This window comes from Rhizobium sp. 62_C5_N11_2, from assembly GCF_051811185.1.
Classification (GTDB): Bacteria; Pseudomonadota; Alphaproteobacteria; order Rhizobiales; family Rhizobiaceae; genus Rhizobium; species Rhizobium leguminosarum.
Genome location: NZ_JBPWPW010000003.1, coordinates 532,620 through 553,514 on the forward strand (window position 1 = coordinate 532,620; position 20,895 = coordinate 553,514).

The following is a 20,895-nucleotide window of genomic DNA, read 5'->3' on the forward strand; positions in this document are numbered from 1 at the left end:
TTGGTCACAGAGCATGATGCCGGGGGTCGAGGCAATGCGTAGTTCAGGGTCGCATTTTTTGTTTGCCGCGGTACTTGCGGTCGCCTCGCCGGTTTTTGCCAAAGACACTGTGATGATCGAGCTTCGCGGCGGCGACGGCGCGCGTTCGGTCGGTATCATCTCGTCCAACGAGGAAGTGGAGGCATCCGGTCCGGCGGCGATCACCGTCGGCGACGACGGCACCATCTACATCCTCGACCAGAATAACGGCCGCGTGCTCGCCATCGACGCCGAACGCTCGCAGGCCGATCCCGAAATCCTGCCGCTGCCTGATAATGCCGCGCCGGAGGATCTCGCCGTCGTCCACAACGAACTCTACCTCTGGTCGGATGGTGTCGTGCCGCTCGAGCGCTCCACAGATGCCGACGGCCGGTCGCAGACGCTGCGCGCCGTCGACGGCGGTGGCGATGCCGACGACTACACCCGCTCGGTCTTCGCCTCGATGGGCTCGGTATCGCCGGGTCCGCTCAACAGCATCATCGACGAGATCGGCCGCAGCACCAGCCGGCCCGAGGCCCGCCCGCCGGTCATTCAGTACGTGCCGAGCCGCGGGCTCGGCGATATCGTCGCCGAGGTCTCGGCTGCCGCAAACGACAAGGCGGAAATCCTGCTACGGCGCAGCAGCTCCGAGGAGAATTTCCTCTCGCTGCAGCTGACTTCGGAAGGGCGGATCGGCACGGTGGAGCTTCTCGACATCGACACCACAGGCAGGCCCTATGCGCTGGTCGAGCTGGTGCCGGCCGACCGGCCCGAGCGCACCGGCATGCTGGTGGTGCGCTTCACGCCGAACGGCGCGATGGACCGGGTCTACGACCTGCCGATCGATCCCGGCACGGTATTCTCCAGGCGTTTCGTGGCGATCGGTCCGCGCGGCGACGTGCTGTATCTCCGCTCTGGGGAAGGCCGGGCGCAGGTCCTGCGGCTCGACGGCCGGGAGCCTGGCCGCAAGCTTGCCGTCGCCCTGCCCGCGAAGCAGTTGAATACCGGCAAGCCCGGAAAGACGCCGAAGGTGGCGATCGTGCCGAAATCGCGCAACGACGTCATCGAGCGGGCAATCGGCTTCGAGACGCTGAACTGGCTAGTGACATCAACCGCCTATGGCAAGGATCCAGGCCCAGGCTGCATTAACATGAACCGGCTGCGCCGCCCGATCTACCTGATCGGCAAGCGCGGCCAGACGGTCAAGGGTGTTCCCTACTGCTGGGGCTGCAAGACGCCGCTCGAGAATTTCGTCGGCGGCGTCGAAAAGGGCCAGACTGCCGGCAATGTCTGCACCAAGAGCGCGCCGCAATCCAATATCCTTGGCGTCGACTGCTCCGGCTTCGTCAGCGACGCCTGGGGTCTGAAGATGCATGTCTCGACGCGCGCCATCCCCGGGATCACCAAGCGCCTGTCTGACCCCTGGTCGATGCGGCCGGGCGACGCGCTGAACAAGCCGGGCTCGCATGTGCTGTTGTTCATGCGCTTCACCGACGACCGCAAAGTGGAAGTGATGGAAGCCTCGCCAAATGCCTGCAAGGGCCGCGTCTGCCGCAACACCTATTCGCTCGGCAGCCTGTTGATGCGCGGCTACCAGCCGGTGCGTTTTAAGGGGCTGGATGGCTGAACGGACGGGGTCTCATGCCGCAATTCAAAGTGTTACAGCGTCCTTTGCGCGTCTTTTCAGACGCGCGGCGCTGTAGGCATCAGCCGCCGCTTAGCTATTGCTAAAAGCCCATGCGCGGAGACGCTTTCGGCATAGTCCCGATAGAGGAGGTAGCGAGGCGATAGGGTGCTGGACGGCTATGAGGGCGCAACCCGAATAACCAGTGGGCTTCAGGTTGATGAAATTCCGTCTACGGATGGCACGCTTAGCCGATTTCTTTGATCAGATTGCCGGTTGCACGGCGCGTTGCGAAGAAAAAACGGCGGGTGGTTTCCGCTGGCGTTTGCTTGCTGCGTCAACAGAAAGTGCCACAGCCGTGGCGCCTGCTCCTGCAGTAGCGAGCGAGATTCCTTCTGCGACATATATCATATCGATATCGAGCTTCTCGTAGTTCACCATGTAGTATCCGGACGCAGTTTCGATCGCGGCCTCAGGTCTAATCAGCAGGAGGTCTTGAGCCATCGTGCCGATAAAGAGTGGCCCACCCCATACGTAGCGAAATGCGTACACCGGAATTCCGGCGGGTGAGATGCCGAGGCGGCGAATATCGGTCTTTAGGCGGCGATCCGAATTCCAACCGCCGGGATCGCTACCACCGGGATCGCTACCACCGGGATCACTACCACCGGGATCACTGCCGCCCGAGCTGTCGCTGGAAGAGGAACTGCTGGAAGAGGAACTGCTACTGGACGAAGAGCTAGAAGAGCTGCCACCAGAATAGCCGCCACTAGAATCGTTGCCCGCCCGCCCGAAAGTTCCCCCGTTTGCTGCTGCCACGTTCGTTGTCTGAGGCCGTTTTCTCGGGATCGATTGGTTCGCAGCGACCGCCGGTCTGGGGGAAAATAGCTGCTTACCTTCCGGTGTGAAAACACAGCCTTGCAACAACGCCGCCGAGCCGGCCATGAAGGTCGAGCACAACAAAATGCGGATTAAAAGCTTACTAGTTCTCTGCATGATGATCGCCCCCCGGATCGCGGTTTAGAAAAGGTCATATCTAGGATTCCGTTTTACCCAAGTGGTTTTTGCGAGCAGCACCAGCCTCTCGTTGAGCGATTTGGTCTTCGGAAGAGCCTTGCGCTCTTGTGCAGTCATTTCGCCGGAGAAAGCTGCTTCTGCCTTTTTCTTTGCCGAGTCCGGCAGGGCTGCGAGTTCTTTGTCCGATTGCTTCTTAGGGTCGCCGCTACCCGGCCTGTTGAGTGCGCTTGCAAAAGCGAAATAGTGAGCTGCGACAACTAGGCTTTGTGTGTTTGAACCGTCGCCCTTAGCCATTTTGGCTCGCTCGAACGCGCTCCAATAATCACCACGCTCGGCGCCCATCTCCAGCCATGTGATGGCTGCGGCTTCGTCTTTAGGCACTCCCAGGCCGTCTCGGTACATAAGGCCGATATTTCGGGGCGCATAAGGCTGGCCGCCCTCTGCTGCCCTTTTAAAAAGCTCAAGGGCCTTCTCAAGGTCCTGCGGCACGTTTTTGCCGGCGCGATAAATCATCCCGAGGCTATTCATCGAATATATGTCGTCTCGCTTGAGACCTGACTCGTAAAAGCGAATGCCACGTTCCGTGTCAGGTGGAACGTTGACGCCGTTTACGAAGATGTAGCCAAGTTCGTTCATTGCATAAGTGTGGCCCAAATCGGCTGCTTGAAGCATAAGCCTAAGGCCTACTTGTGCATCGGCTTTCGCGCCCCGGCCATAGTAGAGGCTTTTCCCGTAGGCATAGAGCGCATAAGGGTCCCCCTTCTTTGCGCCCATAGCGGCGATCTCGCTAGATTTGTCGAGGTTCGCCGGTACGGAAGCTCCGACAAGATAGAGCGCAGAGAGTTCGGAAATCGCCCTTAGGTGCCCGGCATCCATCGCCTTTGTGATCGTCGCAAAGGCCGTCTTGGTGTCGCGGTTGGCAAGCTGGGCGCGGCCGAGCTGATAGACGAAGCGCGCCACCTTGGGATAGGCCTTCACCGCCTCCGTACAGGCCGGCAATGCATCAGCGGGATCGATCTCGTTCGGCAGTTTGCCCGATGTCACGCCCTGCAGGTCAAGGGGGGCGGCGGCTGATGTGTCGCAGGCGTCGAGCGCCGGCTTGAAGGTGACGGTGGCGGGCGGCAGATCGTCGTTGGCGGCCTGCAGCGTCAGGGCGAAAGGCTGGTTTTCGGTGCCGATCTGCGGCTCGTAAGTGAGCAATGGAATATCCGCGGACTCCAGCACGTGACCGAGCCCGATCACCCGGTCTCCGGCGCGCAGCGTGCCCTTGTCGGGCAGGGTCGCGACCTTGAAGGTCATCTCCGTGGCCGATGCCGGTACTTCAGGCAGGCCGGCCTCGACGGGGCCGACGCCGATTGTCGTGTCCACATCGCGCGGCAGCGTCTTCAGATAGGCATCGGCATCGGCAAGCCGTATCTTCTTGTCCTGTTCGAGCTGGGCGAGCTTGGCGCCGGCATCCGCCGAGACGGTGATCGCCACCACGCCCTGCGTCGCCTGGCCATAGGGGTCGCTGACGGTATAGCCGATCAGGCCGACGGTTCCGGCGGCAACACCTGATGAATCATAGGTCAGCGCCGTCAGGGCGGCGGCGGGCATCTTCGCGCCCTGGTCGATCGGCTTGCCGTCGAAGCTGAGCTTGCCGGTCTTCGGAAGCTGGTTGAGGGTGACGAGCAGCGCCGAGCCGGTCTCGTCATGCGGCGGGGCGATCGGCAATTTAGTCGCGGCCGCCCCCTCTGGCACGCTCACCTGCTGCATCGGCTCGACGCTCGGCGGCGGCGGCGCCGGGATGAAATAGAAGCTGTCGGTCAGCGAGGAGTTTTCCCAGGGGACCTGCTTGCCGCCAGTCATGGCGATCACATCGCGGCGCACGTCGGTCAGGACCTGGCGGATTTCCTTGTTGGGTTCGCTTGCGCGTTTGATGAAGGATTCGGAATAGGGGCTGAGCGCCCCGGTGCCATCGAGCGCCACCTGGCCCGGTTCTGTGGAAAAGGCGATCAGGCTGCCGAGATCGCTGTCGATGCGCGCCAGTCCGCGTGTGGCGCCGACCGGCTCCAGTTTTTCCGCCATCCAGAATTTCTGGGCATTGAAGGGATTGTTGCGGCAAGCGTCGAGGAAGATCAGCTGCACCCGCGAATTCTGCTTGAGATGGTTGAGGATGAGGTCGAGCGGCATGGTCTGCGTCTCGACGTCATAGGGCGTCTCCAGTGTCGCATCGACCGGCACGATGAAGTTCTGGCCGCCCACCTGGATGCCGTGGCCCGAATAATAGATGAGGCCGGCCTCGGCATTGCTGGTCGAACGCAGGAAACGGCGCACCGTATCTTCGAGCCCGATGCGGTCGACATTGACGCCGATCGTCACATCGAAACCGGCCGCCCGCAACGTGCTGGCGACCTCTTCGACATCATTGGCGGGATTCGGAAGCGAGGGCAGCGTCTTGTAGACCGAATTGCCGATGACGAGAGCGACGCGGCGCCCACTCTCTTCTGTGATGGCGGCAGATGCGGTGCCGACCGACAGCAGCATTGCCGCGACGATCAGCAGGTAAGCGCACAGTCTCTTGACGTAGTGAAACTTGGGCATGGCTCGATCGCAAACATTCTATTGTTTAAGTTCAATAAAATTTGCTGGCCTGCTGGTGCTGGGCCCCCTCCGCATTCACACTACGAAAATATTCCTCGGCGCTTTAAAAAGCAAGCTTCGCCGCCTCCAAGTCAATTGGAGCAGTCCCGTCAGATTGGAAGCCCATCGTCGACAAGAAAGACTGTCGAAATCAAGAATTCAACATGCGGCCGGCGAAGTTTCCTTAGCCTCGAAACGTATAGTTGCTGATCGAGGCCGATTTCATCTCGATCGAGAAACCCGGCAGGGTGGGCGGCATGTAGGCGGCGTTCTCAATCCGGCAGGGGTCGAGGAAGTGTTCGTGCAGATGATCGACATATTCGATGACGCGGCCTTTCTTGGTGCCCGACACCGCGACATAATCGATCATCGACAGATGCTGCACATATTCGCACAGGCCGACGCCGCCGGCATGCGGCCAGACCGGCAGGTCGAACTTGGCGGCGATCAGCAGTACGGCCAGCACCTCGTTCAGCCCACCCATGCGGCAGGAATCGATCTGCACGATGTCGATCGCGCCCTCGGCGATGAACTGCTTGAACATGATGCGGTTCTGGCACATCTCGCCAGTCGCAACCTTCACCGGAGCGATCGCCTGGCGGATCTTGCGGTGGCCGGCGACATCATCGGGGCTTGTCGGTTCTTCGATGAAGAAGGGCTTGGCGAAGGAGAGCGCCTTGACCCAGTCGATCGCCTGACCGACATCCCACACCTGGTTGGCGTCGATCATCAGGTAACGATCGGGTCCGATCACCTCGCGGGCAATCCTAAGGCGGCGGATATCGTCTTCCAGGTCGCGGCCGACCTTCATCTTGATATGGTTGAAGCCTTCATCGATCGCCTCCTGGCAGAGGCGGCGCAGCTTTTCGTCGCCGTAGCCGAGCCAGCCGGCCGAGGTTGTGTAGCAGGCGTAGCCCTCCTTTTCGAGGATGGCGATGCGTTCCGCCTTGCCCGCCTCGGCGCGCTTCAGGATCTCGACCGCCTCGGCACGCGTCAGCACATCGGTGAGGTAGCGGTAATCGACGATATCGGCGATCTCCTCCGCCGACATCTCGGCGACGAGCCGCCAGACAGGCTTGCCGGCCTGTTTGGCCAGCAGATCCCAGACGGCATTGACGACCGCACCGGTCGCCAGATGAATGGCGCCCTTTTCCGGGCCGATCCAGCGCAACTGGCTGTCGCTGGTCAGGTGCCGCCAGAAGGTGCCGGGATGGGCGAGAACCTCGGTGAGGTCGGCGCCGACGACGAGGTGGCGCATCGCTTCGATCGCCATGCAGCAAATGTCGTTACCGCGGCCGATGGTGAAGGTCAGGCCGTGGCCGGCAAGATCAGGCGCATCCGTATCGAGAATGACGTAGGCCGCCGAATAATCCGGATCGGGATTCATCGCATCGGATCCATCAAGGCTTTGCGACGTGGGGAAGCGGAGATCGAAGACACGAAGGTCGGTGATGCGGGTCATGGTTGTTCCTCCCGTTTATATGCGCCGATTATATAGAGCCGATTGCAGTGGCCGGGCCGGCCGGCAAGACTGCCGGGCCGGCCGCATCAGCTGAAATCAGATCGTCCAGCCGCCGTCGATGGCGATCGCCTGGCCCGACGTGTAGGTCGCGCCGGCGAGATAGACGGCGAGATCGGCGATCTCTTCCGGCGAGCCGAGCCGGCCCATCGGCTGGCGGGCGATGAAAGCGGCGCGCGCGGCGTCGTAATCGCCCTGCGCGCGCATGCGGTCCTGCAGCGACGGGCTTTCCACCGTGCCGGGGCAGATGGCGTTGCAGCGGATGCCCTGACCGACATAATCGGCGGCAACGGCTTTGGTGAGCCCGATCACGGCCGCCTTGGTGACGCCGTAGGCGAAGCGGTTCGGCACGCCCTTGATGCTGGAGGCGACGGAGGCCATGTTGATGATCGCTCCGTCCTTGCGCTCGATCATGCCGGGCAGCACGGCGCGGATGGTGCGGATCATCGCCTTGACGTTGAGGTCGAAGGCGAATTCGAGATCGGAATCCTTCATCTCGAGGATCGAGCCGGCATGGACAAAGCCGGCGCAGTTGAACAGCACGTCAACAGCCCCGATCTCGGCGACAAGGGCCTTGACCGCATCCTCTTCGAGCACGTTCAACTGATGGGTGAAAACGCCGGTTTCGGCGGCAAGCGTCGCCAACGCCTCGGTGTTGATATCCGTCGCGTGAACCCTGGCGCCGATCGCGGCAAAGGCTGCCGCCGTCGCCCGGCCGATGCCCTGACCGGCGGCGGTGATGAGAACGGTCTTGCCGGAAAGTCTGTTTGTCATGTCACGGGCCTTTTCTGGAATTGTCTACGCTGGACGATGGAGTGCGGTTGATGTCTTGGCGAAGCTCGGCGTGATGCAGCGCGCCGGTCTGCTTCCAGAGATGCGCGGCTCTCTGCGTTAAATGGAGGAGTTGGCGCTGTTGCACAGGCAGATCGGCGGGGGATTCAGTCGATTGGCTGCTTTTTCGGCGATCTCCGCCGGCGGCGGGTCCGATGACCATTCCCATGCGCTGCACGGTCTTCCTCCCTGTCCCCGGCTTGCTTATGATCCTGCCGCTCGGGCGCCTTCTGTAGCTCAGTCGTTCGCTTCCGATCGACCTTTTTCAGTGATGATTTGTCTGTTTATAGACAAACAGACGATTGACCAAGGGTCAAGTGCGAAGTTTTCCTTTTCCGGCTGCGGTTCTGCGTATATGCAGAGTGATATTCACAGGGGGAAGGAATGGAGACCGACGAGTCCGACCGCTACCGCGCTCCTGCCCTCGACAAGGGCCTCGATATCCTGGAATTGCTCGCCGGCGTCGACAGTGGCCTCACTCAGGCCGAAATCGCCAAACGGCTCGACCGCAGCCCCAACGAATTCTACCGCATGCTCGACCGGCTGGTGCGCCGCGGTTACGTCACCCGGCTGGATGGCGACCGCTATTCGCTGACGCTGAAGCTCTTCGGTCTTGCGCAACTGCACGCGCCGGTGCGCCGGCTTGCCTCCTATGCCACGCCGCTGATGCGCGATCTCGCCCAGCGCACGCGCCAGGCCAATCATCTTGCCGTCTTCGATCGAGGCGCGGCTGTTGTCATCGCCCAGCAGGAGGCGCCGGACTATTGGGGATTCTCGATCCGCATCGGCGCCCATATCAGCCTCTTCGACACCGGCTCGGGACATGTGCTGCTTGCCTTCCGCAGCGAGGAGGAGCGGGAGATGATGATCTCGGAACATGTGCGCAGCCGCTCGGACATCGAACTCGGCCCCGAATTCTACGATCGCCTCCACCAGATCCGCGAGCGCGGCTACGAGATGATGGCGAGCGCCCAGACATCAGGCGTCTACAATCTCTCCGCTCCGGTTCTTGGGCCGGACCGCCGCTGCATCGCCGCCCTCACCTGCCCCTTTATCGCGCTCGTCAATGCGCCGTCCGCTCCCGATATCACGCAGGCGATCATGCTGGTGCAGAAAACCGCCGCCCAGCTTTCGCTGCTTGCCGGCGCCGATGTCGTTAACCCCGCCTGAGGCCTAAGAATTTCTATTTGAACAATCCATTCACCAGGAATAGGTTTGCCGCCAAACCACTCTGGGAGGAGAAGAGCGTGTTCATCGACACCCATCTGCACATCATCGACCGATCGGCCCTGCCCTATCCCTGGCTCTCAGGCGCGCCCGCTCTCGATCATGATTTCCTCTACGAGACCTATGCGACTGAAGCGCGGCGCTGCGGCATCACCGCGGCGCTGCATATGGAGGTCGACGTGGATCCCGCCGCGATGCAGGCCGAGACCGATCACGTCGCCGGCATCGCCAAAAAGGAAGGCAGTCTGATTGCCGGCGCCATCGTCTCCTGCCGGCCGGAAGAGGAAGGCTTTGCCGCCTATCTCGAGCGGCAAAGGGCCGATCCCTTCGTCAAGGGGTTCCGCCGCGTGCTGCATGTGGTGCCAGATGATGTTTCCGAAGGCGCCCTGTTTCGCGAAAACATCAGGCGCATGAGCGGCAGCGGCCTGACTTTCGACCTCTGCACATTGCCGCATCAGGCGAGCCGTGTAACCGCCCTCGTCGATCTTGCGCCTGATGTGCAGTTCGTTCTCGACCATTGCGGCGTGCCGGATATCCGCTCGGACGCCTTCCAGCCATGGAGGGCCGGCATATCAGAGATTGCCCGGCGGCCGAACGTGGTCTGCAAGGTCTCCGGCGTTGTCGCCTATGCCGATGCGAAGACATGGACGGCAGAAATGCTGCAGCCCTATCTCGAACATGTGATCGCAAGCTTCGGCTGGGACCGCGTCGTCTGGGGCAGCGATTGGCCGGTCTGCACGCTCGGTGGCGGCCTCTCTACCTGGGTTGCGGCGACCCATGCGATGCTCTCAGGTAGCAGCGAGGCAGAGCGCTCGAAGTTGCTTTTCGCCAATGCGCAGCGCCTCTGGTCGCTCTGACGTCACAAAATAAAGCGACCGGTCTCCTGGGCGTGCCATTTCGGCATGTTTTTTGTACCATTCCGGGACAAAAAACGCCCGATTTTCGGGCTTAACGCTATCTACATGCAAGCAATTGCTAGCCTTATTTATCTCGGCTAAAAGTTGTTGACACGGATATGGGGAATGACCCCTGTCCGCTGCCTTCAGAAGGGAAAATGAGATGAAAGAAGAACCGCATTCCGTCGATGTTCACGTCGGAAAGACGATCCGTATCCAGCGTCTGTTGAGGAAAGTTTCTCAGACGGAACTGGGCGATCGTGTTGGCGTAACGTTCCAGCAGATCCAGAAGTACGAAAAGGGTTCCAACCGCGTTTCCGCCAGCATGCTGGTCGAAATCGCCGGCGCGCTTAAGGTCGATGTCAGGACGTTTTTTGACGATCTGTCGACCCCTGATACGGCCAACGACAACCCCGCTCCGAGCGAGGAATTCGTCATTTCGCGCGAAGGCGTCCTTCTCAATGCGGCGTTCTTTTCGATCAAGAACGAAGCGCTTCGCAAGAAGATCCTGAAGCTCGTCCAGGCGATTGCCAACACCGAACAGTTGGAAACCGAAGCGGCCGAATAGACCGGTTGTCCTTCACGCGCTCCAAACGGACCGCATGAGGATTAATAGCGGTTGATCGGATCAATGGCGATCGATCGGGATCAGTAGCAATCGATCGGGCTCAATGGCGATCGATCAGGATTAGATTCTCGCTGGCATCCTTCATTGCGATCTTGGCTTTGCTGCCGAGCAGCTTCTCGAGATTGACGTCAAGCTCCCTGTCGGGATCTATGCCGTCCCAATCGATGACGACCTGCAGCAGCGCCATGTTCGTCAGGTGCATCAGATTGCGCAGCTGAAGCTTTTCAGCCTCATCCTTGGCTGCCGACAGCAGCCGGAAGATCCTTGCGTATTCGCTGCCGGTACCCTCTTTGTATTGATCAAACATCGTTCCCGCCTCTTGGTCGTGGAACCCTACGATTCCATCGGTGCTGCATCATCTCGCCGCGACCGTTATTCAAGCGTTACAGGAACCGCATTGCGCGTGACTTCGGCGTGCAAGAGCTCCCAATGTGAGGTCGCGGCAAAGCGCCAGTCACGATTGACGGGGAGGAATTTATCCCGGCTAAGCCATTCCAGCACCAGTCGCGCGTCGTCGCGCTTGCGCTCGACGCGGCTGCCGCGGATAGCGGCGAGGATATGGTCGCGGCGCGGCTTGCGGAAATGGCACTCGTCGGCCACCTTCGCATAGGTGCGCTCGGAGAAATGCAGAAACCGGCCGGCCAGCAACAGCTTCTTGCGCTCGCCGGGCGAAATCTCGCCTTTGGCGTGAAGCGCGTCGATCGTCGGCTCGAAATCGACCCAGGGAACGGAAAGCGGCAGCCAGCCGAACTCGGTTGGCGCATGCACCAGCGCGACGGCCTCATCGTCGAGCAGCCGTCCGGACTCGTAATCTTCGAAGATCGAGCCGAGCCCAACCATGCCGAAGGGGGCACATTCGGCTGCCCGCAACGCCCCCATGCTGGCGCCGCCGGCAACGGCGACATCATGTTCGAGTGCGTAGAGTATTTCCTTGTGCCAGACCGAAGGCAGATTGCCGAAATAGCCGTCGACAAGGCCGATCGCAGTGGCGCCGTCCCGAACCGCCTTCAAGATATCGCCGGCGGCGGCAGGTGGCCGGAAGTCGATGCAAGGAGATACGGCTCTTGCGGCGGCAAGATCACTGCCAAGGCTCGGGCCGACAAACAGCACCTTCATGATTCGGCTCCTCTTATCGTGTTGACCGCGCGCATGCCGAGCTGGATGTATTGGCCCGATATATCGACCTCCAGTCCCGGCACGATCACTCTGACGACCGAGATCGGCAGGGATCGATGCGGAAAGGGCACGACGATGATCTGCTCGATGCCGGTCGCCGCCAGTCGCTCGGCAATATGGGCGGTGGTTTCCTGGATCGTCGCCGGGCGGCGATGGCGGTCGTGGAACGCGCGCATCCGACCGTCGCCCTCGCAAAGTTCGACCACCTGCTGCATCGCCGCGCTCCGGTCGAGCCGCTGGTAGATGCGCGGCGAGAAATCGTCGCGGCTGCCGGCGATCGCGGTCAGCCGGCTCTGCGCCGCTTCCGTGATGGCGCGCAGCGCGGCGCGCACGGGATCGGGGTGGCATCCGCAGCCACCGCAGACATGCGACCAGCGCGCGTCGACACGGTCGGAAAGATTGCCCGGCATGATGACTGCCAGAAAAGCGGGAACGCCGATATCCGTCGTCATGTCGAGCAGCAGCAGTTTCATGCCGGCGCGTGTGATCCGGTCGGTCATGACGTCGATAACCGCATCGCCGAAGGAGGCAGGGTCGACGCGGCTCTCCTTCAGGCGCTCCGGCGATTTCAGCTGGGTCAAGGCCCAGGCGTCGCGCTCCACTAGCTCGCAAAGCCCATGCAGGACCGCCTCGGACGGCGTGTTGCCGGAGGCAAGCCCGTCGCTCGACTGCTCGAAGCCCGGCGGCCTCTCGCCGCGATGATCGAGACCGACGAGCCACCAGGGCACGAAGACGCTGCTGCCGGAAAGGATGTCGAGCCCCGTGCACCAGGGAATAGGCTTGCTGGCGATCTCGTCGGGCGCGCAGCGTGCGACATTGTCGAGATCGATCATCGTGGCCCGCTCCGCCCGCATGCTCTCGACCGTCGCCTGCGTCAGGTCGGCGGGGGCAATTTCGGCGATCCGCGTCTCGACTGCTTCCATCGCCGCCGAGGTCATGGCGGCATCATTGTCGATACCCTTGCCCTGAAAGACCGAAAGCGTATGGCTGTTCGGCCTTGTTGCGAAGGCGACGGGGATGTTCAAGACATCGAGTGCCGTCAAGAGACCGACGCGCGTGATGCCGAATTCGCGCAAATGCGGCCTGATGGCTGCGAGGGTCTGAGCCGGCGTGACCGCGCGGTCATGATAATCGCTGACACCGGCCGATGATCGTTTAAGGTCACCGGCTAGCGTTTCAAGGTCGGTGAAAGCGGACATACCGATCTGTTCCTTAGCGGAACCTCAGCGCATGCGTCAGGCTCTCGAGCGCATTTGCGGAAACGTTGAGTTCGTCCTGCTTCAGGGCTGCCCTGGCGGCGGCAGAAAAACGCAGAGACTGTGTCTGAGCTGCAGTGGTTTCAGCATTCGTCTTCATGTTCCATCTCCGATTGGTGGGGCAGCGCCTTGCTGCCGTTAGCCATCGGAGGGAAACATTGCCTGCGTCATTTAAGCGTTACAGGCTTCGTTAAAAGGCGATGCAATCAGGGAAGACCGGCAAGATGCAGGCCCTTTATCAACGGTTCCGTATAGGCGGGATCGCGATCGGGGACGAAATGACGGATGTCCTCGCTGCGGAAATCCGGGAAACTTTCCAACACCACCCTAGCGTAGTTCCTGGCCTTGCTCGTATCACCTGCCATGGCATGCGAGGCGGCGAGCAGACGGGCCGTCGCCTGCTTCGCCTTCACCGGTTCCAGCGCCTCGATCGCCATTTCATATTCTTCGCGCATGAAGTGGATGCCGCCGAGGTTCCAGTAATAATAGTCCGGCGGCAGCGGATTGAGTTTGAAGGCCGCGCGGCTGAGCTCCAGCGCTCGATCGAAATCGCCATCATGAGAAAGCGCGTCGGCGAAATCGGCGAGGATGTCGGCGTCGTTGGGATTGAGATCCTGGGCCTGCTGGAAATATTCCAGGCTTTCGTCAAAGCGGCGGCGATAAAGTGCCACGAAGCCGAGCTCGCGGTAGGCCCGGCCGCTGTTCGGGTCGGACTGCTGCGCCAGCCGGGCAGCACCGTTCGCCTCGTCGAGCAGTTCCTTGTCCCGCATGCCGCGGATCAGCCATTCCATGCCGAGCGCGCGCGACATGCCAGCATGGGCGGCAGAGAAATGTTCGTAACGATTGAGCGAGGATTTGAACCATTTGCGCGCCTGGCGCAGATGCTGCAGATCGGTCTGGGCGATCAGCCGCTTGCCTTCCAGGTAGAGACGGTAGGCGGACGGCGGCGCCTCGCCGATCGGTATCGCCAGTTCGTGGCGCTCGATCGTGTCGGCGAGCGAGGAGACGATCCGCCGCGTCAGATGCGCGAAGGATTCGCTTATCTTCTGCATGACCAGCGGCAGTTCGATGGCCCAGATCACTTCCGAGGTCGTCGTCCGCGTCAGCCGGCAGGTCGCAAAGACATCCTCGTCGCGGCCCTGGATGGTGACATAGACCGCATAGTCAAAGCTGAGGTCGAGCGGACCGGGCACGGCACGCGACGGATCGATCGAACGGCTGAGGATCTCCAGGCTCGTATGCGCAGCGATCACCTTGAAGCCGCGCTGCTGGCTGAGGCCGATGGTGACGTCTTCGAGAAGCGCCCTGCCGACGCGCTCCATCAGCGGATCGGTGAAGATACTTTCCGGCGGCAGAATGATGATGCGCGGCTGGCCGACCGTATTGACGGAAAGGTTAAGCGCCGACTGAGGATGTCCCGACGTCGCCTGTGCTGCCGGCACCAGGTTGAGTTCGCGGGCAAGAGCAGTGGTGCTTTCTTCCGGCTCGGTGTCGAAATCGTCCTTCAGCTGGCTCTTGCACTTCAGATAGGCCTGACGCGCCGCTGCCGGATCGTTCATCCTGACATAGGTGCGCATCAAGGCGCGATAGGCCGTCTCGCTGGCAGGGTCGAGTTCCAGCAGGCGCCTGGCAAGCGTGACCTGCTCTTCATCAGATCTGTCTTCTGATGTCTCGACCAGCCGGGTGAGATGGGCGGAGCGCAGTTCGTCGACGCGCTGGCGCTCGAAGGTCAGCCAGTCCTCGGCGCCCTGCGTCGGCGATTTGACGCCTTCGAGCAATTCGCCGTTCAGCAGGCCGCCGTCTTCGGGTGCGAGTGGCCCTTTGTGTTTCAGGATATGAACGTCGACCTCCCAGCCATCGGCAAGGCCGATATGGGTTCGGGTCGCGGCAAGCAGCTGTGGAAGGCCGGCGGGAACGCTCTGCTCGATGCGCGCCAGCAGCTGGCGCAGGCTGCCGGCCCGTTTTTCCGGTAGTTCCGATTGCCAGAGCTGTCGCCTGACGGTTTCGCGGTCGAGTTCGAAATTGGGTTCGGCGGCGAGCATGGCGAGGAGAAAATAAGACTTCTCCGGCAAGGGGAGTTCCGTCCCCGCCGCCAGCAATCGCGGTCTTCCGAGCAGGCACAGCCTGTTCGTCAGCATCTGCCGGATGTCCATCGCATCTCGGTTCTCACCCCTGAAAGCCAAGGCGCACAAGCGCACCGGCCAATCCAAAGCATGTTAGAGCCATAAGAGGCCGGCGCATAGCGGTTTTGCTTTAAAAAGAAGAATTTTCAGCGAATATTTGCATATTCTCGCGCCACACGGGGAGGAAATGCTTGCCAACACTTTCGTGAGGATGCGGTTTGCGTGTCGTGGCGGAAAGTTATTTCCACTGCCGATGGTCCTTGTCACCCGCTATTCCCAACCAAATCGCGGCCGCGTTAAAGGCCGAGCGCCTTGATGTGCTCGATCGAACGCCGGGCGAAGCGGCGCCAGTCGGCCGGATTGTCATGCTCGGTGACGATATGCTCGGCCTTTGTCTCGCGGAAGAGTGGTACGAATTTTTCCTACTCGATGATGCCGTCGCCGGTCGCAGCCCAACCGTCTTCCGTCGTGGTGCCCTTCGGGCGAATTCGACGGTGGCCACGGGCGCTATGCCTATTACGACACGGTACCCGATCTCGGCGTCATGATCGAACTGCTGGAATTCGACAGCGACAACGACGTCCAGCTGAAGCAGGTCTGAGGGGTCACAGCACCTGTGCAATCCGTTTCGGGCTAACCCCCGTTGCGGCCGCGGCCTCGACGAAATCGAGCCCGATATCCAGCACCGGGGCGCTGTGTGTCAGCCAGCCGACGGAAATGAGGTCGACACCGGAAGCGGCGATTGCGGCAGCCGTTATCGGTGTGACGCGGCCGGATGCTTCGGTGATGGCTCGGCCGGCGACGATGGCGACGGCCTCGCGCAGCTGATCCGGCGTCATATTGTCGAGCAGAACGGCATCGACGCCGGTCTCCATAGCTTCACGCAGCTGATCGAGGGTGTCCACTTCGACCTCGATCTTCACCATGTGGCCGACGCCTGCCCGCGCCCGACGGATCGCTTCAGCGACCCCACCGGCGATGGCGACGTGGTTGTCCTTGATCAGCACTGCGTCATAAAGCGCGAAACGGTGATTCATGCCGCCACCGGCTCGCACCGCATATTTCTCCAGCGCCCTGAGGCCCGGCGTCGTCTTGCGCGTGCAGGCCACGGAAGCCTTGGTACCCCTGATGGCGGCGGCGATCCCTGCCGTCACTGTGGCGATGCCTGAGAGATGGCCGAGGAAATTCAGCGCGGTGCGCTCGGCGCTCAGCAGGCCACGCGAAGGGCCTTCGATGGTGGCGATCACATCGCCGGGTTTGACCGCGTCGCCGTCCTGGAGATGGCGGCGCATGACGATCTCGGGATCGACGAGGGCGAAGGCGAGTTCGGCCGCATCGAGACCGGCAATCACGCCCGGCTGGCGGGCCGCCATTACCACCGTCGAGTGGTGATCGCGAGGGATAACCGATGCAGAGGTGATATCGCCGGCAAGACCCAGATCTTCGAGAAGGGCGGCCCGCACCAAGGGTTCGACGATCAGGCGCGGAAGGGGAACAAGGCTCATCTCAGGCACTCCTTGCAAGGGCATAGGGCGGCGTCGCGCGGGCGATCTCCAGCGCTTGGGAAAGGTGCATCTGGCGCCGGTTGGCGTCGGCGAGCTTCAGCGGAAAGTCGGTGCGGGCATGGGCACCGCGCGATTCCATTCGCAGGCTGGCAAAGACGGCGATCAGCAGCGCGACGATAGCCGGATCGGCGGCAGCGCCGTTCCCTTCGGCCAGCGGCAGCAGGGAGGCGATCGCGCCATGAAGGGCGCCGGCATTGCGCAACACGCCGAGATGGCGCGAGACGATCGGCCGCACGACTGACGCATCGGCCGGCGCCGGGAGACTCCCGGCGGAGATAGTGCCGGTACCACTCGCCGGCATGCCTGAAATGTCGCGTGCCGCCCGCATGCCCATGACAGCCGCCTCCAGCAGCGAATTGCTGGCAAGCCGGTTTGCGCCGTGCAGGCCGGTCGAGGCCGCCTCTCCGGCGACCCAGAGACCGGGAACCGAACTGCGGCCATTTGCATCCGTGGCCACGCCGCCCATGTGATAGTGAACGGCCGGGCGCACAGGAATGAGGTCTCTCGCCGGATCGATGCCGGCCTCACCGCAAAGGCACGAGATGACAGGAAAGCGAGCGGCAAAGCGGCTGCCGAGAGCATCGCGGGTATCGAGAAAGACTCGTCCGCCGCGGGCGATTTCGGCGCTGATCGCTCGCGCCACCACGTCACGCGATGCAAGCTCGGCCCCTGGAATGCGGGCCATGAACCGTTCGCCGCGTTCGTTGACGAGCAAAGCCCCCTCCCCGCGCACTGCCTCGCTGATGAGCGCCAGCGGCCTGCGGCGTGAATCGAGCGCCGTTGGATGGAACTGAACGAATTCCATATCGGCGAGCGCGGCACCGGCCCTTGCTGCGAGCGCGATCCCCTGGCCAAAATTGCCCATCGGATTGGTGGTCGCGTCGTAAAGCCCGCCAATGCCGCCGGTGGTGAGCACGACCCGTGAAGTCGGCAGAATGGCGGCGCCATTCGCGGTCGCGCAGAGCAGGCCGGCGACCTGCTCGCCGTCCATCAGAATCCGCCGCGCCTCGAAACCTTCGAGCACTGATATAGCCGGCGTTGTCATCACCGCCTTGATCAGCGCGGCGATGATCGCCGCACCCGAGCCATCGCCTTCGGCATGGACAATACGGCGGCGATTGTGCGCAGCCTCCAGCCCGAGCGAGAGTTCGCCGGCGGCATTCCGGTCGAACCGCACGCCAGCTTGCTCCAGCGCGGCGATCGCTGCCGGTGCCTCGGCGATGATACCGGCGGCAATGGCCGGATCGCAAAGCCCGTCGCCGGCGGCAAGCGTATCGGCAAGATGCAGCACCGCACTGTCGTCGGCGCCGACGCTGGCGGCGATGCCGCCCTGCGCCCAGGCGCTCGATGTTTCCGCGCCAAGGGCCGCGCGGGTGACGATCACGGAAGGTTCGGGCGCCAGCGTCAGCGCGGTCATCAACCCCGCAAGCCCGCTGCCGACGATTACCGTGCGTCCGGCAAGATGCTCGAGAATCTCGGTCATATCGCCAGCATCCTTTCGACGGCGCGGCGCGCAGCGACAGCAATCGCCGGATCGACGGTGACCTCGTGGCGGTTTTCCTCGAGGGCGGCGCGGATATTGGCCAGGGTGATCCGCTTCATGTGCGGGCAGAGATTGCAGGGGCGAATAAATTCGACATCGGGATGGTGCACGGCGACATTGTCGCTCATCGAGCATTCGGTGAGCAGCACGACGCGCGCCGGTTTCTGCCTGCCGACATAATCCGACATGACAGCGGTGGAGCCAGCGAAATCAGCTTCGGCCACCACATCGGGCGGGCATTCGGGATGGGCGAGCACTGTTACGCCGGGATGGTTTTCGCGCAGCTGGCGCACGTCCTCGGCGGTGAAGAGTTCATGCACTTCGCAATGGCCGTGCCAGGCGATGATCTCGACATCAGTCTCGCGGGCGACGTTGCGCGCCAGATATTCGTCCGGGATCATCAGCACCTTCGGCACACCGAGCGATTCCACCACCTGTTTGGCATTGCCCGAGGTGCAGCAGATATCGGAGGCAGCCTTCACTGCGGCCGAGGTATTGACATAGGTGACGATGGGCACGCCGGGATGGGCCTGGCGCAGCAGGGCGATATCCTCGGGCGTGATCGAATCCGCCAGCGAACAGCCGGCGGCGAGATCCGGGATCAGCACGGTTTTCTCGGGGTTCAGCAGCTTGGCGGTCTCGGCCATGAAATGCACGCCGGCAAGCACGATGACATCGGCATCGACCTCGATTGCCTTGCGGGCGAGCGCCAGGCTGTCGCCGACGATATCGGCCACGCCGTGGAAGATCTCCGGTGTCTGATAGTTATGCGCGAGAATGACGGCGTTGCGGCGGCGCTTGAGTTCGAGGATCGCGTCGATGTCATTTTCGAACGTCATCCATTCGGCTTTGGGAATGACGCGGCTGACGCGCTCGTAGAGCGAGGATGCGGAAACAGGATAATTCATGACCGGCTCCTAATTATGCTCCAATTGAGCATATCATAGGCAAAGAGATATTCTCACGGTGAGCATATGTCAATTGCGGGAGAGCGGTAATTTCGTTCCTGCCAGCGCCCGTTCTTCGAGCACGGTGTGGCGAAAGCGGAAAAGCTTGGCCGGCCGGCCGCCGGTTTCGCTTTCGGTGCCGCCGGTTTCCTCGACCAGTTCCTGCTGTTCGATGAGGCGGCGGAAGTTCTGCTTGTGCAGCGTCAGCCCCGCCAAGGCTTCGATGGTGCGCTGAAGCCTCAGCAGCGTGAAGCTCTCCGGCATCAACTCGAAGACGACGGGGCGGTATTTGATCTTGGCGCGCAGCCGGGCGATTCCGGTTGCGAGAATACGGCGGTGATCGGCAAACATTGCCAGGCCGAGATTGGCCTCCGCGCCGCATCCGGCTTCCGAGACGAGCCCCGCCTCGTAAAGCAGTTCGTAGCGCTGCAGGGCCAGATCCTCGTTCCAGCCGCCGCCATCGAGGCCGAAGGTGAAATCCGCCCGGCGATGGCGATGGTCGCGCCTTGCCGGATCGGCATCGGCCCAGCTCCTCAGACGCGCCATGATCTCGTCAAGCACGGCTGGCCGGCCCTGCCGGTGGTCTTCCCAGGGGAAATATTCGTACCAGCCGTGCCATCCCGGCCGGCCGGCGCCTGACTGCTCGTTGACGAGGCCGAGATAGCTGATCGAGATCGTCCGCCCGCCTGGGATGTCGTTGTTCCGGTCGCGGTCGGCGAAAGTATAGAGCTGTTCGAGATAACCGACGGGGTGTTCCGTCTGCTCCTGCACCCATTCGCGCAGGCCCGATTGCAGGGTGCGATGACCCATTTCGAAAGGCCCCGACGGCAGCGCATTGCCGGAACGGATGGTCATTACGCGCGGCTCGTCCCCCGTCACCGCGACGAGCACCGCAATCAATTCCGCATGCGCAAAGCCGATCGTCACAGGGGACCGAATACTCCGTTCCGAATGAATCGAACGGATAATTTCTGACACAGGCCGGGACGGAAGCCAATGGAGGGGAAGCGCCTTTGCGGCGCTTCCCACATGATCGAGGCAACAGCGCGCGTTTGCCCTCAGCTATTGCCCGTCTCGCTTTTCAGCCGCTGCAGGAAGATTTCCAGTTCCGCGTTGTCGATACCGACGAGATGGCGCTTTTCCGGATAGGCGCCGGTCCTGACATCCTCGGCAAATTCCGTAAAGGCGGCGATGCGCTCGCGCTGCAGCCGGTCGTGTTCGGTGGCAAAGTCGCGATAGATCTTGGCGTGGCGCGGATAGTGGTCGCGATTGGCGCCGAGCACGTCGTCGGCGAAGAGATATTGGGCGTCGCAGCCGCTGCCTGCGCCCATGGAGATCATCAGCATCGAGGTGTTGCTGCTGATGGCGGCAGCCACATCCCCTGGGACGACTTCGATTTCGGCGGCGAAGGCGCCGGCCTCTTCCAGCGCCTTGGTCTGCCGCCAGATCTCGGCGGCACTCGCCGCCGTCTTGCCGACGGCGCGGAAGCCGCCTGTCCAGGTCGCCTTCGAAGGGATCAGTCCGAGATGACCGCAGACTGGGATACCCTCGTCCCGCATGCGCCGGATCGTCTGCAGGCTTGCGGCGCAATAGACCGCGTCGCCGCCTGCCTTCAGCGCCGCAAAGGCCGCACGCAGATAGTCCTCGGCCGAGACATGGTCGCCATATTCGAGCCCAGGAATGGCAAAGGGCGTGGGGGCGATCTCGCGAAAGACCGGGCCGAGCAGAGAGGGCGGCACGGAGACAATGTCGATCCCGGCCTTTTCGGCGGCTTCCGCCTCCTCCAGCGAGGTGACGCGCAGCATGGTGAGCTGGCGCTTGCCTTTTTCCGAAAGCAGATCGGCGACGGTTGCGCGTCTATGTTTTTTCATCATCAATTCCTTTGAAAAAATCGGGTGAAAAT

The 20,895-nt window shown here is 62.1% G+C and carries 20 protein-coding genes; 5 read left to right on the forward strand and 15 right to left on the reverse strand.

Features of this window, described 5'->3' with window-relative positions; genetic code table 11:
• Positions 1 to 34 precede the first annotated feature (34 nt).
• The gene (locus AB8B31_RS31580) at positions 35 to 1,645 is read left to right on the forward strand and encodes a hypothetical protein (protein ID WP_130759313.1); all 1,611 of its coding nucleotides are present in this window, start codon (positions 35 to 37) and stop codon (positions 1,643 to 1,645) included.
• Between the two features lie 261 nt (positions 1,646 to 1,906).
• On the opposite strand, the gene AB8B31_RS31585 is transcribed toward AB8B31_RS31580, so the two are convergent.
• The 5 genes from AB8B31_RS31585 to AB8B31_RS31605 all read right to left on the reverse strand — a co-directional run bounded on the left by AB8B31_RS31585 (position 1,907) and on the right by AB8B31_RS31605 (position 7,809).
• Positions 1,907 to 2,638 (reverse strand): tail fiber domain-containing protein, encoded by a 732-nt coding sequence (locus AB8B31_RS31585; protein WP_282681813.1) that lies wholly within the window; start codon positions 2,636 to 2,638, stop codon positions 1,907 to 1,909.
• A 24-nt stretch (positions 2,639 to 2,662) separates the two neighbouring features.
• Complete coding sequence (locus AB8B31_RS31590; protein WP_130759809.1) at positions 2,663 to 5,242, reverse strand: caspase family protein; 2,580 nt, start codon at positions 5,240 to 5,242, stop codon at positions 2,663 to 2,665.
• Positions 5,243 to 5,465: 223 nt separating this feature from the next.
• Positions 5,466 to 6,743, reverse strand: coding sequence for an L-fuconate dehydratase (locus AB8B31_RS31595; RefSeq protein ID WP_130759808.1), 1,278 nt, complete (start codon positions 6,741 to 6,743; stop codon positions 5,466 to 5,468).
• A 96-nt stretch (positions 6,744 to 6,839) separates the two neighbouring features.
• A complete protein-coding gene (locus tag AB8B31_RS31600; protein ID WP_018246192.1) occupies positions 6,840 to 7,574 on the reverse strand; it encodes an SDR family oxidoreductase in 735 nt (244 codons plus the stop codon).
• 1 nt (position 7,575) lies between these two features.
• The gene (locus AB8B31_RS31605; RefSeq protein ID WP_165420887.1) at positions 7,576 to 7,809 is read right to left on the reverse strand and encodes a hypothetical protein; all 234 of its coding nucleotides are present in this window, start codon (positions 7,807 to 7,809) and stop codon (positions 7,576 to 7,578) included.
• Positions 7,810 to 8,015: 206 nt separating this feature from the next.
• Here AB8B31_RS31605 and AB8B31_RS31610 point away from each other — a divergent pair, with 206 nt between their 5' ends.
• The 3 genes from AB8B31_RS31610 (at position 8,016) to AB8B31_RS31620 (ending at position 10,322) form a co-directional block, all read left to right on the forward strand.
• Positions 8,016 to 8,801 carry an IclR family transcriptional regulator gene (locus tag AB8B31_RS31610; RefSeq protein WP_130653841.1) on the forward strand — a complete coding sequence of 262 codons (786 nt, stop codon included), beginning with the start codon at positions 8,016 to 8,018 and terminating at the stop codon, positions 8,799 to 8,801.
• A gap of 77 nt (positions 8,802 to 8,878) precedes the next feature.
• Positions 8,879 to 9,715, forward strand: coding sequence for an amidohydrolase family protein (locus AB8B31_RS31615; protein ID WP_130759807.1), 837 nt, complete (start codon positions 8,879 to 8,881; stop codon positions 9,713 to 9,715).
• Between the two features lie 202 nt (positions 9,716 to 9,917).
• A complete protein-coding gene (locus tag AB8B31_RS31620; RefSeq protein ID WP_018246197.1) occupies positions 9,918 to 10,322 on the forward strand; it encodes a helix-turn-helix domain-containing protein in 405 nt (134 codons plus the stop codon).
• 100 nt (positions 10,323 to 10,422) lie between these two features.
• On the opposite strand, the gene AB8B31_RS31625 is transcribed toward AB8B31_RS31620, so the two are convergent.
• The 5 genes from AB8B31_RS31625 to AB8B31_RS31645 all read right to left on the reverse strand — a co-directional run bounded on the left by AB8B31_RS31625 (position 10,423) and on the right by AB8B31_RS31645 (position 14,967).
• Entirely contained in the window at positions 10,423 to 10,689 is a 267-nt protein-coding gene (locus AB8B31_RS31625) for a hypothetical protein (RefSeq protein WP_112908786.1), read from the reverse strand.
• A 65-nt stretch (positions 10,690 to 10,754) separates the two neighbouring features.
• A complete protein-coding gene (locus tag AB8B31_RS31630) occupies positions 10,755 to 11,498 on the reverse strand; it encodes a TfuA-like protein (protein WP_130759806.1) in 744 nt (247 codons plus the stop codon).
• On the reverse strand, positions 11,495 to 12,757 hold the full coding sequence (locus AB8B31_RS31635) for a YcaO-like family protein (protein WP_130759805.1): 1,263 nt from the start codon (positions 12,755 to 12,757) through the stop codon (positions 11,495 to 11,497). Before AB8B31_RS31635 ends, AB8B31_RS31630 begins: the two co-directional genes overlap by 4 nt.
• Before the next feature lie 13 nt (positions 12,758 to 12,770).
• Positions 12,771 to 12,914 (reverse strand): hypothetical protein, encoded by a 144-nt coding sequence (locus tag AB8B31_RS31640; RefSeq protein WP_003553391.1) that lies wholly within the window; start codon positions 12,912 to 12,914, stop codon positions 12,771 to 12,773.
• A gap of 106 nt (positions 12,915 to 13,020) precedes the next feature.
• Positions 13,021 to 14,967 carry a BTAD domain-containing putative transcriptional regulator gene (locus tag AB8B31_RS31645; RefSeq protein ID WP_130759804.1) on the reverse strand — a complete coding sequence of 649 codons (1,947 nt, stop codon included), beginning with the start codon at positions 14,965 to 14,967 and terminating at the stop codon, positions 13,021 to 13,023.
• 197 nt (positions 14,968 to 15,164) lie between these two features.
• Here AB8B31_RS31645 and AB8B31_RS31650 point away from each other — a divergent pair, with 197 nt between their 5' ends.
• Positions 15,165 to 15,485 (forward strand): hypothetical protein, encoded by a 321-nt coding sequence (locus AB8B31_RS31650; protein WP_245494134.1) that lies wholly within the window; start codon positions 15,165 to 15,167, stop codon positions 15,483 to 15,485.
• Positions 15,486 to 15,542: 57 nt separating this feature from the next.
• Here AB8B31_RS31650 and nadC read toward each other — a convergent pair whose 3' ends face one another.
• From nadC to AB8B31_RS31675, 5 genes are all read right to left on the reverse strand, one after another.
• On the reverse strand, positions 15,543 to 16,466 hold the full coding sequence (gene nadC, locus AB8B31_RS31655; RefSeq protein ID WP_197728786.1) for a carboxylating nicotinate-nucleotide diphosphorylase: 924 nt from the start codon (positions 16,464 to 16,466) through the stop codon (positions 15,543 to 15,545).
• A complete protein-coding gene (locus AB8B31_RS31660) occupies positions 16,444 to 17,985 on the reverse strand; it encodes an L-aspartate oxidase (RefSeq protein ID WP_130759802.1) in 1,542 nt (513 codons plus the stop codon). Before AB8B31_RS31660 ends, nadC begins: the two co-directional genes overlap by 23 nt.
• The gene (nadA, locus tag AB8B31_RS31665; protein WP_130759801.1) at positions 17,982 to 18,953 is read right to left on the reverse strand and encodes a quinolinate synthase NadA; all 972 of its coding nucleotides are present in this window, start codon (positions 18,951 to 18,953) and stop codon (positions 17,982 to 17,984) included. Before nadA ends, AB8B31_RS31660 begins: the two co-directional genes overlap by 4 nt.
• A gap of 69 nt (positions 18,954 to 19,022) precedes the next feature.
• Entirely contained in the window at positions 19,023 to 20,021 is a 999-nt protein-coding gene (locus tag AB8B31_RS31670) for an NUDIX hydrolase (RefSeq protein WP_197728785.1), read from the reverse strand.
• A 29-nt stretch (positions 20,022 to 20,050) separates the two neighbouring features.
• Complete coding sequence (locus AB8B31_RS31675; protein ID WP_197728783.1) at positions 20,051 to 20,866, reverse strand: 3-methyl-2-oxobutanoate hydroxymethyltransferase; 816 nt, start codon at positions 20,864 to 20,866, stop codon at positions 20,051 to 20,053.
• Between the last annotated feature and the right edge of the window lie 29 nt (positions 20,867 to 20,895).